Origin of the sequence: Paenibacillus sp. AD87 (assembly GCF_001659845.1) — a bacterium.
GTDB lineage: Bacteria > Bacillota > Bacilli > Paenibacillales > Paenibacillaceae > Paenibacillus > Paenibacillus marchantiae.
Genome location: NZ_LXQN01000007.1, coordinates 201,984 through 218,553 on the forward strand (window position 1 = coordinate 201,984; position 16,570 = coordinate 218,553).

A 16,570-nucleotide genomic window follows, 5' to 3' on the forward strand; every position below is an offset into this window, starting at 1 on the left:
ACACCAATCTCGGGGAGAATCTGAAAGTGGGATCTCCTGAAGGAAGACAGGGTGAAGGATGTGGCAAAACGACGACACCGGCCGCCTACAGAAGCGGAGATAGCTTACCGTGGCGGATATGCAGAAGGCCGCAGATTTGGCGGCTGTCAGGCCATGATGGAGAGAGTGCAGATGTATGAGCCGACCGTGCGGAATATGAAAGTGCTGTACATTCCGCAAGGATTTGATGCCATCGATGAAGGCGTCATTGGAGCCTTGCAGCAATCTGTTCGTGAATGTGTTGTCGGATCGCCGGCAAACATGCTGCAGGAAGCCAGCCAGCACAGGCCTGACCTGGTGCTGGTTATGAATGGACTACACGTATTTCCCCCCGATCATCTGGAACAGGTGAATGGCATAAGGGGACTGGGAATTCGAACAGCAGTATGGTTTGTGGATGACCCTTATTTTACCGAAGATACGACAAGCATTTGCCAGCATTATGATGTTGTGTTCACGCATGAGGAAGCGGCTGTGCCGTTCTATACTGCACATGGAGCGGGTCGGGTGGTCTATATGCCGCTGGCAGTGAACCCGGGGATGTTTCAGCCAAGGCGTACGGGGCCGCAGCATCAGTATGACATTTGTTTTATCGGTACCGGATTCTGGAATCGAATTGCACTGTTCGACGAGCTGGCTCCTTTTCTGGCGGACAAAAAGGTATTCATTGCCGGCAGTCAGTGGAACCGGCTGAAACGCTTCGACATCATGGGCCAATTTATCCATGAGGGCTGGATTGATCCGGGAGCAACAGTGGATTATTACAATGGCGCCAAAATCGTGATTAACGTTCACCGGACTTGCGAGAATGGGGAAGACAATCGCAATACGCATCATCTTCAAGGTCATTCCATTAATCCGCGGACGTATGAGATCAGCGCCTGTGGCACGATGCAGATAACGGATGCACGCAATGATCTGCCACGCTACTACCGGCCTGGATATGACATCGAGACCTTTACAACCGCGGCTGAACTTCAGCGCAAAATCAAATATTATCTGCACCATGAAGAGGAACGGCGAGCCCTAGCTTGGCGTGGGCTGCTTACCACACTGAACCAGCATACGTTCACTCGTCGTATTGCTCAGCTGCTGGAACACGTGTAAATCACTTTCTGCAGAACAGCAAGAGTTAGAGAATCCTATCCCAAAAATAAAAGGAGTGGCGGTATGTCTCTCAAACACCGTAAAACGAGAAAGTCTCATGCACCAGTGCTCAGTCTGGCTGACCAAGCACGCAAAAACGGGCAACATGCCGGATATGATGCGGGCAAGGAAGAAGGATATTTGCGCGGCCGTGCCAACTATATCGTCAATTGTGCACAGGAACCACTGCCTTTCCGGCAGCTTCACGTGCTGTATGTATCTTCGGGTAAAGGTTTCCCATATTCCCCACTGGACGAAGCTATCATGGCAACATTACAGGGCATGGTTGCCCAGGTAACTCTTTCCGATCCACGCCAGCCTGTTTCTGAAATTGCGCTGCAAACCCGCCCTGACCTGGTGCTTGTACTGGATGGTATGGATATTCCACTGGAACATCTCGATGCAATCCGCCAAGCAGGCATTCAGACGGCAATTTGGCTCACGGATGATCCGTACTATACGGATATGACGCTTGAGACAGTGCAGCATTTCGACCATGTGTTCACATTGGAACTGAACTGTGTCGAGTTGTATCGACAAAACGGCTGCCCTTCAGTTCACTACCTGCCCTTTGCTGCATTCACTAATCATTACTTCCCAATCACGACACCTTCTCCGCTCCACCGGGAAGTCAGTTTTATCGGATCGGCCTACTGGAACCGGGTGTATTTCTTCAACCCAATCATGGCACAGCTGATGTCACACAATACCGTATTTAATGGCATCTGGTGGGATCGCCTGCCTGACTATGCTGCTTACGGTGAGAAGATTGAATTGGGTCGTTGGATGAGTCCTCAGGAAACGAACGATGTTTATAACGGTACCAAAATTGTCATCAACCTTCACCGTTCCCACGAAGACGATTCCGTTAACAACAACCATGTTAAAATTCCACCAGCCTCCCCGAATCCGAGAACATTTGAAATTGCAGCTTCCACGACCCTTCAATTGACCGATGCACGGGATGATCTGGCACGTTTCTATAAACCAGGTGTAGAAATCGAGACTTACTCTTCTCCTCAGGAGCTGCTTGATAAGGTTGAATACTACCTCACTCATGAGAAAGAGCGCCGTGAGATTGCACTTCGAGGACTGGAACGGACATTAAAGGATCACACGTATGGCAAAAGAATCAACGAACTGCTGAGTATTATATTCCCTTAATCCTGTCCGGAAGGAGGTGTGCACAGAACCCTGATATTCGTATTCAGGGTCCGTGCAGCCATGGCGACTAAACCTAAACTCATGTTGTTTTCCCATGTGTGCAACACCCGCAGCATTACGGGTGCGGAGAAGCTGTTGCTTCATTTTATGAGAGAGATGGGTTCCATCTTTGATTGTGTGCTCGTGGTTCCTCAGGAAGGAAAGCTTGCCGGACTTGCACGGAGATTCGATATTCAGGTCAAAGTATGCTTCCTGCCGATGCTTCACGGTGTGTACACACCTTACCGGGGGATTGCAACGGATGCAGAACAGCTTCGCCATAAACCAGCTTATCAGGACGTGGTCTCCCTCATCAGGGAGACTGCACCTGATCTGGTGTTAACGAATACCTGTGTCAATGTGATGCCTGCCGTAGCAGCTAAGTCTCTGCAAATTCCGGTGATCTGGAAGATTACCGAGATTATTGCGTTGAATGAACATACAAACGAAGCTGTACAGATGATTGAGCGTTACTCCGATTGGATCATAGGCATATCCGAAAGTGCAGTAGCACCATTCAAACAAGCCGGCATGAGTGCCAAATTAACCGTGATCTCCCCAACCTGGGACCCGGCCTTACCGGACCCGGAGCGATGGGTTCACTTGAGGGAACGCAAACGCAAAGAGCTTGGTTTTAAGCCATCACAGATCTGTATCGGTTACATCTCTTCCTTCATATATGATGCCAAAGGTCTGAAACCTTTTGTGGATATGGCTTTGCAATTGTGTGAAACCCATCCGCGCTGCCGTTTCTGGATTATTGGTACATCAGCGGACAAAAAGTACTATGACGAATGTGTATCACGGGTGAAAAAATCCGGTTATTATCGCAGATTTACCTTTACGCCGTTTGAAGAGAATGTATCTCTAGCCTATACGGCTATGGACATGGTGGTCATTCCGAGCATGGTCAAAGAAGGATTTGGCATGACCGCGCTGGAGGGGCTTTATTTCGCCAAACCGGTTATCGCTTTTGCCCAGGGCGGACTCAAGGAATTGTTGGAATCGGTAGGCAGCGGTGCATTTTTGGCCCCGGCCGGGGATTCTCAGGCGCTTACTACTCTGGCAACAACTCTGCTGAATGATCCTGAACTGGCCTCCGACACCGGTTGGCGTAATCGGACAGAAGCGGAAAAGCTGTACGGGATTGAAACCTACAGGGCAAAGCTGCATACGATGGTGACACAGTGGTTGATGCGTTTTCCCGGATGGTTTCCGTACATTCAGCCTCCGAATGGTCCAGTGTACGCATGGGGTGAGGGACGTTTGCGAACCGTGCTGATTCTGGAACCGGCTTCGGTTCGGGCACGATTGTTCCCATTGACTGTGATTCAGGCGTTGCCACTCTCGCCCTTGCCTCCGCTTGCCATAGGTCAGCCTGTTCATGAAGATACAGAACCTCGCTCAAGCCATAGATCAGGAAGAAGTCGTTACCCGCATTCAATCCACCGCAGCAGGATCCGTGACCGAATGAAGCGAGGAACGGGAACAGGCAGGAGGAAGCTGAAGGCAAGCAAAAAGAGGAAACAACGTGTGCGCGTGGTGCAACCGACTGTTCGCAAACGTGCGCCTGGCAAAGCCAAACGAAGCCGGGTTCGCCGGAGATTATCCAATAGACGATGAAGGCAGGGATTACGATGAAGATCATGACGGTGCTGGGTACGCGACCTGAAATTATACGGCTCAGCCTGATCATTTCCAAGCTGGACCAGTACGCGACCAAACATATTCTGGTACACACGGGACAGAACTTCACGGAAAGTCTCAGCGGTCTTTTCTTCAAGGAAATGGGCTTGCGTGCGCCGGACTACATCCTTCAGGATGAAGCGGCCTCGTTGGGTCGACAGTTATCCTCAATGTTTACGCAAATGGAGGATTTATTAAATCAGGAGCAACCGGATAAAGTGCTGCTGCTCGGTGATACGAACAGTGCATTGTGTGCTGTTCTGGCTGAACGGATGGGTATACCCGTCATTCATATGGAAGCTGGTAATCGATGCTTTGACCTGGATGTGCCCGAAGAGAAAAATCGCAGGGTTATCGACGCCATTTCCACCATTAATATGCCGTATACCGAACAGAGTAAGAAACATCTGATTAGTGAAGGGGTACCTAGTCGCCGAATTGTGCTGACAGGGAACCCGATCTATGAAGTGATGCGTTACTACGACGCACAGGTAAGTTCCAGCAAAATACTGAAGAAATTGAAGCTGAAGTCCGGGCAATATTTTTTGGTTACGGCCCACCGGGCGGAGAATGTGGATCACCCTCCTCATTTGCTGGAGATTATGAAAGGTTTGAACCAGGTTGCTGAAGAACATGCCATGCGAGTCATATGCAGCATTCACCCTCGAACGGCTATTCGAATCGCCGAGCATCTGCAACTGGAGATGCACCCGCTGGTGGAATTTCACGAACCATTCGGTTTTTTCGACTTCGTGATGCTGGAGCGACATGCACGCTGTGCACTTACGGATAGTGGTACCGTACAGGAGGAGTGCTGCATCATGGGTGTGCCAACGGTAACCATGCGTCGCACAACAGAAAGACCGGAGACGGTGGATTGCGGCAGCAATGTGGTCTCAGGTCTGGATGCGGAGCGTATTGCGGGCTGTGTGAAAGTAATGACCGAAATGTCAAACGACTGGGATTGTCCACATGGCTACAAAGCAACCGATGTATCCAGTAAAGTGGTCAAATTTCTGCTTGGAGGGAAATTGCATGTTTGAAAATAAGCGTATACTCGTGACTGGCGGTACGGGATCATGGGGTTATGAACTTGTGGCTCAACTGCTGCCCCAGCAGCCCAAGGAGATTATCGTTTACTCCCGGAATGAGTCCAGCCAAGTGGCGATGAGTCGTGAATTCGAAGACCCGCGTCTTCATTTTCGCATTGGTGATATTCGAGACAAGGATGCCTTAACCGTTGCATGTCAACATGTGGATTATGTATTTCATCTCGCAGCACTCAAGCATGTACCGGTGTGTGAAGACCAACCTTATGAAGCACTCAAAACCAATGTGATTGGCACACAGAATGTTATCGAAGCTGCGATTGAAAATAATGTAGAAAAAGTCATTTACATCTCGACCGACAAGGCCGCCAATCCATCCAATTTCTACGGCATGACAAAGGCGATCGGTGAGAAGTTGATCGTATATGCCAATCTGCTTCACAGCAATACGCGGTTTGTCACCGTACGTGGTGGAAATGTACTTGGAACGAACGGCAGTGTTGTGCACTTATTCAAAAATCAGATTCGATCCAAAGGTCAAGTATCCATTACGGATATGAAAATGACTAGATTCTTTCTCACGCTGAAAGATGCAATTACCTTGCTTTTCAAGGCTTCGGTGGAAAGTGTCGGTGGTGAGATTTTTGTCATGACGATGCCAACGTGCAAAATCGTGGATCTGGCAGAAGTACTGATTGAGGATTCAGGTGTGGAGAATGTCTCCATTGTGGAGCGTGGTACTCGGCCTGGTGAGAAGATTCACGAAATTCTGATGAGTGAATTCGAGAGTATGACCACAGTGGTATACGATGAGCAATACTTGGTGATTTTGCCTACACTCGGCATACCGGGGTTGAAGGAACATTATACGAACTGTCCTCCAGTATCCTTCAGCAGCTTCAGTTCCGAGCATCAGCTAATGACCAAAGAGGAGATTCGTGACATTCTGCAACGCGGAGGGTTCCTGTCATGAAGCTGCTGATACTTGGGGGGAACGGAATGGCCGGCCATATTTTGGTCGACTATTTCCGCCGTCAAGGCGTGCATAGCGTTTTCTACACGACTCGGGATGTGTCTGATCCTAACGGTCTTCTGTTGGATGTAAATGACTGCTTTATGGTCGACCGTCTGGTGGAGGTGGTGCACCCGGATGTCATCGTTAACGCGGTGGGTGTTTTGAACAGCTTTGCAGATGAAGACAAAATTACCGCTTATCATATTAATGGATTTCTGCCGCATCGTTTGCGGCGGATCGCTGACACGATCGGTGCACGTCTGATCCACATCAGTACAGATTGTGTGTTTAGTGGGGACCGGGGGGCGTACCGTGAGGATGATATTACCGATGGAACATCGGCCTATGCAATCACAAAAGCACTGGGTGAAGTTCAGGATGCGGGACATCTGACGATCCGTACGTCCATTATAGGACCCGAAATTCGGAAAGGCGGCATTGGTCTGATGCATTGGTTCATGTCCTGCACAGGTGAGGTTGGCGGATATACACGCGTCTTCTGGAATGGGGTGACCACCCTTGAACTGGCCAAATGGGTAGATCATTATCTGGCATCGCCGGTCAGTGGTCTAATCCATCTGGCTCATCCGGTGCCTGTCAGCAAGCATGACCTGCTTGTGCTGTTCAAGCAGACATGGGATAAACAGGATGTTGTTATCTTACCCGATGATAGCGTTGTGCAGGACCGCACGTTAGTTTCCACACGTGAGGATGTGAAGACAGACCTTCCGGATTATTCTACGATGCTGAAGGAGCTGGCATTATGGATGGAGCAGAGCTAACTGGCAAAAAGGTACTGATCACGGGTGCTTCTGGCTTCACTGGACGGCATGCGGTTGCTTATTTCAAGGCAGCCGGTACGGCGGTCGCAGCAGTGGTCAGGCGGGCAGGTATACATTCGTTTGGCGATGGTGTGGCTGTACATGTCTGTGATCTTAACGATAAGCAGCAAGTCCGTCTTCTGATTGAAGAGGTGAAGCCGGATTATGTGCTGCATCTTGCAGGCAAAAATTCCGTTCCCGATTCGTGGTCCAATCCGCTGCTGGTGCTAGAGACCAATGTCATGGCTGTTCTCTATTTGCTGGATGCACTAAGAAGCTGTCCGGCGGCACGGACCGTTATTGTGGGCTCCCGATTAAAGTATACTCCTGAACCCGGTCGGCCACCGCAGCCTCCGCACCCGTATAGTCTCAGCAAAGCATTAGAGGAAATGGTCTCTCTATCATGGATGTCTCTTTTTGGACAGCAGATTATGCTGGCTGAGCCGGGAAACCTGATCGGGGCAGGTCCTTCAACGGGCATATGTTCGCTGCTGGCACGTCATATTGTTGCCTGTGAACAGGAAGGTAAGACGGAGGCCTTTCGTCTATCCGGCCGGGATAATACCCGTGATTTTCTAGATGTGCGGGACGCGGTCCGGGCATATGCGACCCTGCTTGTTCAAGGCACAACGGGTAAGGTATATCCAGTTGTATCGGGCACGGAGCGCAGCCTCGGAGAGATTGCGGATACGCTGCTAACCATGACCGAAGCGCAGGTGCCTGTACGCTGGGACGGAGCTTCTTCCGGTCCGGACGGGGCTGGAGATCAGGAGGAGTTCTCGGCACTGCGTAAGTTGGGCTGGCAGCCGCTGATTCCATTTACCCAATCTCTTCAGGACATTCTGAGCGATGTTCGTACTCAGCAGGGGAGGGCGACTACATGAATCCGAGAGTGTCCATTGTCATTCCGTTTTACAATTGTCCCTATGTACCTCAAGCGATCCAGAGTGCACTGAACCAGACATATACCGATGTGGAGATCATTATCGTCAACGATGGCTCTACCCGGCATGAAGAGCTGCTTCAGCCGTATCTTCCCTACATTTATGTTCTTGGCAAAAGCAACGGCGGTACAGCCTCGGCTCTGAATCACGGCATTCGTCATGCCTCCGGGGAATATATCGCCTGGCTGAGTTCAGATGATCTCTTATATCCAAATAAGATTCGTCATCAGGTTGAATTTATGCAACGGGAGAATGTGCTCATCTCACATACCAACTTTAATTACATTAATGAGCACTCTGCAGTGACCAAGCTGAACGGGGGAGCAGAAGCGATGGCCGAACCGGATTGGCTGCGCCTCTTCGTGAACGGCAATCCGGTGAACGGCTGTACCGTGATGATCCGCAGGGATCTGTTTAGTGCGGTGGGCCTGTTCGATGAACTGTTGCCTTATACGCATGATCTGGATCTATGGATGCGTATTTTGCTGAATGGCCATCGTTTTCCATATCTGAACGAATCACTTACGGCATATCGACGGCACGGGGGAATGGGGACGGTACGTCATACGGATGCCATCGGCCGGGAGGCCTCTATGGTATGGTCCCGATATCGGGAGCCTTTGTTGCAGCGGATTGCTGCCATGGGGGGATAACGAACTTTGGTGGGGGTTATGGAGGCCGCGAGTTGGCCGAATAACGCCCTCTTTATTTTTTATAAGCATTTCGATCTATATCTTACTGATTGAAAGCCGCTCTTTGGATTGATGCAAAATGCTCCATGTGCGTAATTTATGCGTCGCTATGCTACAGATGCCTGATACCTAACGGATCTATCCTCATATAATAGGGAGAATGGTATTATTCACGCGGAGAAAGGGGAGGACCGAATGGAGCCGAAAGTATCAATTGTCATTCCTTTTTATAATTGCGCGTACATCGAGCAGGCTGTTCACAGCGCCATTCACCAGACGTATCCGCATATTGAGGTCATTGTGGTGGATGACGGATCTACGAAGCATGTGGAGCGGCTGCAACCATTCATGGATCGCATTCGCTATATACGAAAAAAGAATGGTGGAACGGCAACCGCGTTAAACGAGGGTATCAAACAGGCGACAGGTGATTACTTTGTCTGGCTCAGCTCCGATGATGTGATGTTGCTGGACCGGGTAGAGAAACAACTGAAGTTCATGCTTGACGTTAAGGCTTCGTTCTGTCACGGGGCTTATCATTATGTAGATGCGAACAGCGTATGGATGGACACGGTGAGACCAGAAGTAGGGAGTCGTCTGGAGATGCTTCAGGTACTGACCGAAGGTTGCCCAATCAACGGTTGCACCGTGATGCTTGAGATGGATGCATTTCGAAAGTTTGGCGTATTTGACACCGATTTTCGCTACACGCATGACTATGAGATGTGGTTGAGACTGTTTCCGCTCTATGAACTGTTTTATTACAATGAGCCACTGATGTGTTATCGGGTTCATGAATCGATGGGAACCAAGAAACACTTTGAGGCATTGAAAGCCGAGATGGAGCTTGTTCAGGCGAAACATAGGCCCGTTTTACTCAATCTGCTGCAGGTTGGCGGTTACTGGAAGTAGAGGCAGAAGTCTTGGAAGCGCGAATGTTAGATAATGAACCGCACCGCAATAAAAAGAGGGTATTCGGTTGCCGTTAAGTGAGTGCGGCACGAACGAATATCCTCTTGTTTGTTCTGTTTGTAAAGTTAATTGACTCTAATTTTTCTCAGATGTGAGAATGTGCATGGTTGCCGGATCAGGGAAAACGTACCCTTTGGGCAGCTTCCTCATTAATTCGTTCATTACAGCGTAATCCACCTCGATATGGGTCGTCGATACAGGAGTGGAGAACCAGCGATTATACAAATCACTGGGGACTAGTAATGTCATATTTTCTGACCTCCCAACTGAATGGCTTCCTGGTAGACATGCAGTGTGCGCAATCCCATCTCTTCCAGTGATCGATGTTGTTCAGCCCATGCTTTGGCTGCTGCGCCTACCCTTGCCCGGGTGGCATCATCCTGCAGAAGGGCATTTAACAGTGCGCTGAGGGCTTCGACATCCTGTGGTGGCACAACCCAACCGGTATGTTCAGGCTGCACCATCTCAGGCATACCTGCCGTACCGCTTACAATGACAGGCAATCCAGCGAGCTGAGCCTCTGTAACCGAGAAAGGCTGCGTATCCTGCAAGCTGGGCTGCACATAAATATCGGCATGGCGCAGGAATGAAGGGATGTTGCCGAGTTTACCCCAGAAAACGATGTCAGCACCCACGCCAAGATCATTGGCTTGGGAGCGCAAAGCGTCCATGAGATTGCCTTCCCCGGCAATCCAGCAGACCCAATCCGAGCGGGTCTTCTTTAGGCTGGAGAGCGCTTTGACCAGAATATGCACCCCTTTGATGTGCTCCAGTCTGCCTGTAAAGGCGATCACTTTTTTGCCCGCTGGCTTGCGTTGACGGAACTTGACTGCTGCTTGGGCACGGTAGGCTGGAATATCCACAGCATAAGGAATAATTCGAAATTTGGACTCGGGAACATGAAGGTCCGTAAGTGTGCTCTTAATCCAATGGCTGGAGACCAGAATAAGCTGGGATTGTTCAGCGCTTCGCTCTTCCAATGACAGGAAGTAACGTCCACGTTTGGAATTCAAATATTCGGGAAGTGTGAGCTTCGCGTTAGAGTTCTGAGCATCGTAGAAGGCTTCACGCGCAAGCGCTCCGTGATAACTCGTTACCATGGGTGTGTTGCGGTTTAATATACGTCTCATTGCGACCGCTGCTACCGGGTCCTGCGCATGGATTACATCGTAATGATCAACGCCCAGATAGGCGGCTCCCATTTCAAAGGCATACCTGTTCAATTCATAATAAGCTACGAGAGAATCGGCAGTGAACTGAGGCAAATCTGTCGGATTAAGTTTGGCTTGAAGCATGGGCCATACCTTATCTTTGGAGAAGGAACGATTGAGATTGCGAATGTACACTTCATTTTTGGCTCCGTTGGTGCCCATAATATCCACCTCTACGCCAAGAGCCATCAGCCTGTCAGCCAGCTGTTTCACATATGTCCATATTCCACCCATCTGTGTAAGCTCCCAATAGGTCACGAGCAGAACTCTCATAGGTACCTCCTTGTCACGGCCCGCACAGGCCGATCTTCTATCCTGTTAGTCTATGAAAAAAAGCAGAAGAAAGGGTGGGCATTTCCGTGGAATTGATTAAAATGGGTGATTGCAAATAGCAATGGACGAGAGCAGGCATACCATATCTAGAGAAAGGTTCAACTCTGCTCTACAGGAGGGATATACCGTGGCCGCATATGTGCTGGAGATTCACGAAAATCTGCTGCAAACCGTTGTTCCGGTGAGATATATTGACATTGAATTGTCGTTTGTGGGGAATGACGATGTGGATATCTTTGTCGGAGGAATCAGCCACACCCGTGGGGAGATGTATCGCTATCTTTGTCGGATTGGGGCGGATACGGGAAATCACATTATTTATAATCTCGCAGTCTCATCCGATCCGTGCGAACTGCGCATCATTAGCAACAGTTCTACACCAAGTCATCTGGTTATTCGCATGTACTGCAGAAGTGACCAAGGCCAGACCCTGGGTATACTATCGGAGCATCAGATGATCAAATTGGCAGATTAGCAAAGTTCGCCAGAATGAGCATTGATTAACCAAATGGGTGGAGCAGGAGAAGACCTGGTCCATTTTTTGGCATGCATACGTAATCCGCTATTCAATAAAAAAATAGCTTGACAGCAAAGGTATTTTCATTAGAATTAACCTATGCTTAAACAAGAGTTTAAAACGACGGTTTAAAACAAAAGTTTGAAACGTCGTGAATATAAGGCCGATGGAGAGGCACATACAAAGATAATGCCTCCAGGCCGGAAAAGAGAGTGGAGAGATTGAAACAACAAACAGCAGTACCCCAGGACCCGGCGGAATTCTCGATTAAAACGATTATTCTGCCGCTACTGGCTATTATCGTCGGGATGATTATGGTCATCTTGGACAGCACGGTGGTTAACGTGGCAATTCCGAATCTGGTTCAATATTTTGAGACCGATCTGAAGACCATTCAATGGACGGTTACAGGATATACGTTGGCCTTGTCAGCCGTCATTCCGCTGGCGGGATGGTTGACCGACCGATTCGGTGCCAAAAGAGTATTTCTGTTCACGATTGCGATGTTTACTCTGGGTTCGGTCTTATGTTCGATCGCGCAATCTCCTGAACAATTAATTATTTACCGTATCATTCAGGGACTTGGCGGAGGCATGGTTGCGCCGATTGGTATGGCGATGGTATTCCGTCTGGCTCCTCCTGAAAGAAGAGGCTCTATCATGGGTATGCTCGGGATTCCGATGCTGTTGGCCCCTGCACTGGGTCCGGTATTATCGGGCTGGTTCATTGAATCATTCAGCTGGCACTGGATCTTCCTGATCAATCTGCCGATTGGTATTGCCGCTTTTATTCTATGTATCAAATTCCTGCCGGATACGGATCGTGGACGCACGCCTGCGCTTGATCTGCTCGGTATGATTCTGGCACCAATCGCATTCTCGATGCTCGCATACGGTGTAAGTGAAGGCGGAACAAGCTGGACGTCTGCAACAACACTGACAGGTGTGATTGTCGGAGGCGTGGCGCTGATCCTGTTCGTTATCGTGGAGCTTCGTCACAAAAATCCGCTGTTGGAACTTCGGGTGTTCAAATCATCTGATTTCACACGGGGTATTATTCTGGCATGGGTATCACAAGTCGCTTTGTTTGGGGCGATGATTTTGATCCCACTTTATCTGCAACAAATCAAAGGCTACACTGCATTGGAAACAGGACTCATTCTGCTCCCGCAGGCGCTGGCTTCGGGTGTGGGTATGCCACTTGGTGGACGTTTGTTTGATAAAATTGGTGCAAGACCACTTGCTTTCGTGGGTCTGGGTATCATCTCGGGTGCACTGTTTATTCTGTCTTCGATTACGGCGGAAACGGGCCTTGGTCTGATCATTCTTAGCCTTGTTATGATGGGATTGGGTATGGGCTTCTCCATGATGCCACTCAATACGCATGTACTGAATGCTGCTCCACGTAAGCTGGTAGGTCGGGTTACCCCGCTTACTGCTGCTGCACAACAAGTGGTTGTGTCCTTTGCAGTTGCTGGCCTGACTGGATTCCTGACTTCCCATATTGCAAGCAATACAGCTGGAGCTACTGACGCTACAGGTATGGTGAATGGATTAGTGGCTGGTTTTAACGACACCTTCTTCCTGGCCGCGTGTATTGCCTTGTTTGGATGCCTGCTCAGTCTGATTCTGCGCAAACCAAAACGGATGGAGGAAGATACCCTTCAAACAGGGGATCAACCTGATCCTGCAATGATGATGGGACACTAATTTTATAAGCCGATCTTAAGAAAATAAATTAAGGCAGTTCAGAGCATCCTTCTGAACTGCCTTTTTTGTTTTGTTTAAAAGAAAATGCTCAAGGCTGTCATCATTTCCCGAAATGAAGTGGCGTAACGATCTGGGGAGAAGGAGACGGCCATATGCTGTCTGCCCTGAATACGTATATACTCCCGCAGCTTTTTGTTGCGCATAAGGTCTACGGCTTCGGATACAGCCGTATTCACGTTGCCAATCGGATAGAATTTTCCCGTTCGGTTATGTGTAATAAAGGACCTTACGCCATCCGAATCGGTACTGAGTACCGGACAGCCGCAGCTGATGGCTTCAGCAACGGCGTATCCAAAGCCTTCAAGCAGCGATGTGGATAGCATGATACCCCCGGAAGCTGCAACCATGGAGTAGAATGTAGGCATCTGGGAATGGGGCACGTTGATAAAGATACCAATCCGATCTTGAAGTCCGTACTCCACAAGCATGTGTCGGAACATGACCTCGTCCTCGGGATTGGCCAAGGTCGGATCGTGGAACAACCATAGTCTGGCTTTTGGAATTTTTTTAATGATTTCACTGGATATCATCAAATATTCCCGCCAGTTTTTGTTGTGTTCGAGCCTTCCTACCCATGCAATTACTGGATAGGGAGGGGTATCCACCGAAATTGGGGCAAAGGTATTGGTATCCAGCATATTGGGAATGACAAACCGGTGAAGCCATGGGCACATATGGATGAACAGCTCCAGTAAATGATCGGTTGGAGGAATGAGCGCAGCATTACAGTGGGCTTGCAGATAAGGTACTCCCATCTGAATGGTTTCCATAGCTTGCTCACGTGTCCCAAGTCCCTGTGCTTCATAGATAATACGTCCTTTATACCCGAGGGCTCTTAATCTGCCCGGCATGGCAATATCGGAGGTAACAATAATGGCATCATAACGATGATGATGAATCAAACTGTGAATTTCCTCATCACTGGAAGCGGTGAAGACCGGCGTGCTGGTATTGTTCTGCATTCCCGAGCCAGGGTACAGATACAATACATGCGCTTCGATGCCATGGCGTTGCAGAACGGCAGTGCGCAATCGGTTTAAAGTATCCACACCGCCGCTTGGAACAAAAAATGTGAATAGTACTTTCACACGGTTCACCCTCTGACTTTTGTGCAGGTGCTCATGCTCCTGTACTTTAAGGTACGTTGCCCCAGAGTACAGGGTGTGGGTGAATGAAGTGTTGTTCACATTTTAGACACATATTTTTAAGCTCTCTTTTAAGTGACTTTAAGCTGCATTTAGGATACAACACGTAAGATACAAGGAACTTCCCGTGTTGACCATCTGAAGAAAGCGATGATGGCACACGGGTATTTTAACGGGAAAGGATGAATGATGTGCTCGAAGTGAAACAGGTAAGCAAAGTATTTGATGGACGGCGCGGCGTGCATCAACTGGATTTCACAATGGAGCGCGGTGAGATTGTTGGATTTTTGGGACCGAATGGTGCCGGGAAAACCACAACGATGCGAATGATTACAGGCTATTTGCATCCAACGGCAGGCTCCATTGCAGTGGATGGCATCTCAGTGCACGATCAGGGCAGGAGCGTCCGTTCCAAGATCGGTTATCTGCCGGAGACACCGCCGCTTTATCCAGATATGACGGTACAGTCGTATCTGAAGTTCGTCGCTAATCTGAGGGATGTCCCGACACGTGAAGTGAAATTGCGAATCAGTGAGATGGTGAGCAGGCTGGGTCTTCAAGGTCGTGAGAAGCAATTGGTTCGCGGACTGTCCAAAGGGTACAAGCAGCGTCTGGGTCTGGCTGGAGCCATTATTCACAAACCGGATCTGCTCGTGCTGGATGAGCCGACTTCAGGTCTTGATCCAAATCAGATTATGGAGATACGGGATCTGATCCGTGAACTGGGTGAGAATCATACAGTGCTGCTCAGTACACATATTTTGCCGGAAGTGAGCGCGCTGTGTAATCGAATGTTGATTATTAATCAGGGACAGCTCGTATTGGACGGTTCACCGCAGCATTTTGGCTCAGCGATGGGGGATCAGTTCAAGGTGTCCATTGAAGTGAAGGCAACAGAGCAGCAATTACATAATGTGCTGACACCATGGGAGAAGGTACGGAGCGAAGTCATTCAAGCAGCTGATGGACAGGCATCCACTGGTTCTACTGAGACTGTCAAAATGTTACTTACCGGTGAATCTTCCGAAGATTACCGGGAAGAACTGTTCTACCTTTTGTCTGGTGCAGGCTTGCCGATCCTGGAGATGAAGAAAGAAAATCTCAGTCTGGAACAGATTTTCCTGAAGCTGACCACAACGGAAACGGAATCCGAAGTGAAACTGGCAACGCAGGAGACTGAAGCTGATAAAGTGCAGCTCGCCAATCAGGCGACAGAAGAAGAGGCCAATTTGGACACCACTTCAGATCTGAAGCAATCGACTAAGTCCGAGAGCGCTTCATCTGATTCTCACACAGGGGAGGGTTCCAAATGAGACGAATGATGGCAGTTTGCAATAAAGAACTACAGGCATACTTCCTGTCACCAACGTCGTATTTCGCTTTTGCCGTATATGTACTGATGACAAGTTTGCTGTTCTACTCCAGCTTTGTGTATTACCAGCCAAGCATTGTGGATTATCGCCTGGTGCTTGGAGACACGTTATCCATGCTCCTGTTTGTGGTGCCGTTGCTGACGATGCGACTGGTGGCAGAGGAATTTCGGCAGGGAACGGACGAACTGTTGTTGACTTCACCTGCACGGGTGACCGAGATTATTTTCGGTAAATACTTGGCGGCACTCGCCATTCTTGTTGTACTTATTCTGTGCAGTCTCGTTTACCCGTTTATTATGTCCTTCTTTGGTGAACTGGATCTGACATCCGTATGGTTGTCTGCACTGGGTCTCTTTTTCCTGGGCGGAAGCATGATGGCGATTGGACTGTTTGCTTCCACGTTATCTCAGCACCAGATGGTGTCTGCGGTAGCCGGTTTTATTATTTTGCTCATATTGTGGATGCTTGATTCATTTGCAGGCAATTCCGGATCTACGTTACAGCAATGGCTGGATCCATTTGCGCTGACGAACCGGTTTGATAGCTTCACGAAGGGTGTACTTAGTGGCCCAGATATATTGTATTACGTGACGCTCTCAGGTGTGTTTCTGCTGTTAAGCATTCAAATTGTGGAACGGAAGCGGTGGAGGTGAGA

At 49.2% G+C, this 16,570-nt stretch carries 16 protein-coding genes; 13 read left to right on the forward strand and 3 right to left on the reverse strand.

Annotated elements, in window-relative coordinates; genetic code table 11:
- Positions 1-51: 51 nt before the first annotated feature.
- The 9 genes from gpAD87_RS01030 to gpAD87_RS01070 all read left to right on the forward strand — a co-directional run bounded on the left by gpAD87_RS01030 (position 52) and on the right by gpAD87_RS01070 (position 9,507).
- Positions 52-1,146, forward strand: a complete 1,095-nt coding sequence (locus gpAD87_RS01030) for a CgeB family protein (RefSeq protein WP_064635774.1) — start codon at positions 52-54, stop codon at positions 1,144-1,146.
- Between the two features lie 63 nt (positions 1,147-1,209).
- Positions 1,210-2,349: a CgeB family protein gene (locus gpAD87_RS01035; RefSeq protein ID WP_231952399.1), complete on the forward strand. Its 1,140-nt coding sequence runs from the start codon at positions 1,210-1,212 to the stop codon at positions 2,347-2,349.
- An 18-nt stretch (positions 2,350-2,367) separates the two neighbouring features.
- Positions 2,368-4,011 (forward strand): glycosyltransferase family 4 protein, encoded by a 1,644-nt coding sequence (locus tag gpAD87_RS01040; protein WP_231952400.1) that lies wholly within the window; start codon positions 2,368-2,370, stop codon positions 4,009-4,011.
- A gap of 14 nt (positions 4,012-4,025) precedes the next feature.
- Positions 4,026-5,117, forward strand: a complete 1,092-nt coding sequence (gene wecB, locus gpAD87_RS01045; RefSeq protein WP_064640695.1) for a non-hydrolyzing UDP-N-acetylglucosamine 2-epimerase — start codon at positions 4,026-4,028, stop codon at positions 5,115-5,117.
- Positions 5,110-6,096, forward strand: a complete 987-nt coding sequence (locus tag gpAD87_RS01050; protein ID WP_064635775.1) for a polysaccharide biosynthesis protein — start codon at positions 5,110-5,112, stop codon at positions 6,094-6,096. The genes wecB and gpAD87_RS01050 overlap by 8 nt, the downstream gene beginning before the upstream one ends.
- Entirely contained in the window at positions 6,093-6,920 is an 828-nt protein-coding gene (locus tag gpAD87_RS01055) for a dTDP-4-dehydrorhamnose reductase family protein (RefSeq protein ID WP_064635776.1), read from the forward strand. Before gpAD87_RS01050 ends, gpAD87_RS01055 begins: the two co-directional genes overlap by 4 nt.
- The gene (locus gpAD87_RS01060) at positions 6,902-7,843 is read left to right on the forward strand and encodes an NAD-dependent epimerase/dehydratase family protein (RefSeq protein ID WP_064635777.1); all 942 of its coding nucleotides are present in this window, start codon (positions 6,902-6,904) and stop codon (positions 7,841-7,843) included. Before gpAD87_RS01055 ends, gpAD87_RS01060 begins: the two co-directional genes overlap by 19 nt.
- Positions 7,840-8,556 (forward strand): glycosyltransferase, encoded by a 717-nt coding sequence (locus tag gpAD87_RS01065; RefSeq protein WP_064635778.1) that lies wholly within the window; start codon positions 7,840-7,842, stop codon positions 8,554-8,556. Before gpAD87_RS01060 ends, gpAD87_RS01065 begins: the two co-directional genes overlap by 4 nt.
- A 234-nt stretch (positions 8,557-8,790) precedes the next feature.
- The gene (locus gpAD87_RS01070) at positions 8,791-9,507 is read left to right on the forward strand and encodes a glycosyltransferase (RefSeq protein WP_064635779.1); all 717 of its coding nucleotides are present in this window, start codon (positions 8,791-8,793) and stop codon (positions 9,505-9,507) included.
- 135 nt (positions 9,508-9,642) lie between these two features.
- Here the strand turns inward: gpAD87_RS01070 and gpAD87_RS32070 are convergent, their stop codons facing one another.
- Positions 9,643-9,816 (reverse strand): hypothetical protein, encoded by a 174-nt coding sequence (locus gpAD87_RS32070; protein WP_170867946.1) that lies wholly within the window; start codon positions 9,814-9,816, stop codon positions 9,643-9,645.
- Entirely contained in the window at positions 9,813-11,051 is a 1,239-nt protein-coding gene (locus gpAD87_RS01075) for a glycosyltransferase family 4 protein (protein WP_064635780.1), read from the reverse strand. Before gpAD87_RS01075 ends, gpAD87_RS32070 begins: the two co-directional genes overlap by 4 nt.
- A gap of 187 nt (positions 11,052-11,238) precedes the next feature.
- Between gpAD87_RS01075 and gpAD87_RS01080 the strand changes: the two genes are divergently transcribed.
- Both gpAD87_RS01080 and gpAD87_RS01085 read left to right on the forward strand, forming a co-directional pair.
- Positions 11,239-11,586, forward strand: coding sequence for a hypothetical protein (locus gpAD87_RS01080; protein WP_064635781.1), 348 nt, complete (start codon positions 11,239-11,241; stop codon positions 11,584-11,586).
- Positions 11,587-11,849: 263 nt separating this feature from the next.
- A complete protein-coding gene (locus gpAD87_RS01085; protein ID WP_063566677.1) occupies positions 11,850-13,337 on the forward strand; it encodes a DHA2 family efflux MFS transporter permease subunit in 1,488 nt (495 codons plus the stop codon).
- Between the two features lie 74 nt (positions 13,338-13,411).
- On the opposite strand, the gene gpAD87_RS01090 is transcribed toward gpAD87_RS01085, so the two are convergent.
- Complete coding sequence (locus gpAD87_RS01090; RefSeq protein ID WP_197521467.1) at positions 13,412-14,485, reverse strand: glycosyltransferase family 4 protein; 1,074 nt, start codon at positions 14,483-14,485, stop codon at positions 13,412-13,414.
- 248 nt (positions 14,486-14,733) lie between these two features.
- On the opposite strand from gpAD87_RS01090, the gene gpAD87_RS01095 reads away from it, so the two are divergent.
- Together gpAD87_RS01095 and gpAD87_RS01100 are read left to right on the forward strand one after the other, a co-directional pair.
- Positions 14,734-15,855 carry an ABC transporter ATP-binding protein gene (locus gpAD87_RS01095; protein ID WP_064635782.1) on the forward strand — a complete coding sequence of 374 codons (1,122 nt, stop codon included), beginning with the start codon at positions 14,734-14,736 and terminating at the stop codon, positions 15,853-15,855.
- Positions 15,852-16,568, forward strand: coding sequence for an ABC transporter permease subunit (locus gpAD87_RS01100; RefSeq protein WP_064635783.1), 717 nt, complete (start codon positions 15,852-15,854; stop codon positions 16,566-16,568). The genes gpAD87_RS01095 and gpAD87_RS01100 overlap by 4 nt, the downstream gene beginning before the upstream one ends.
- The last annotated feature ends 2 nt before the right edge of the window (positions 16,569-16,570 follow it).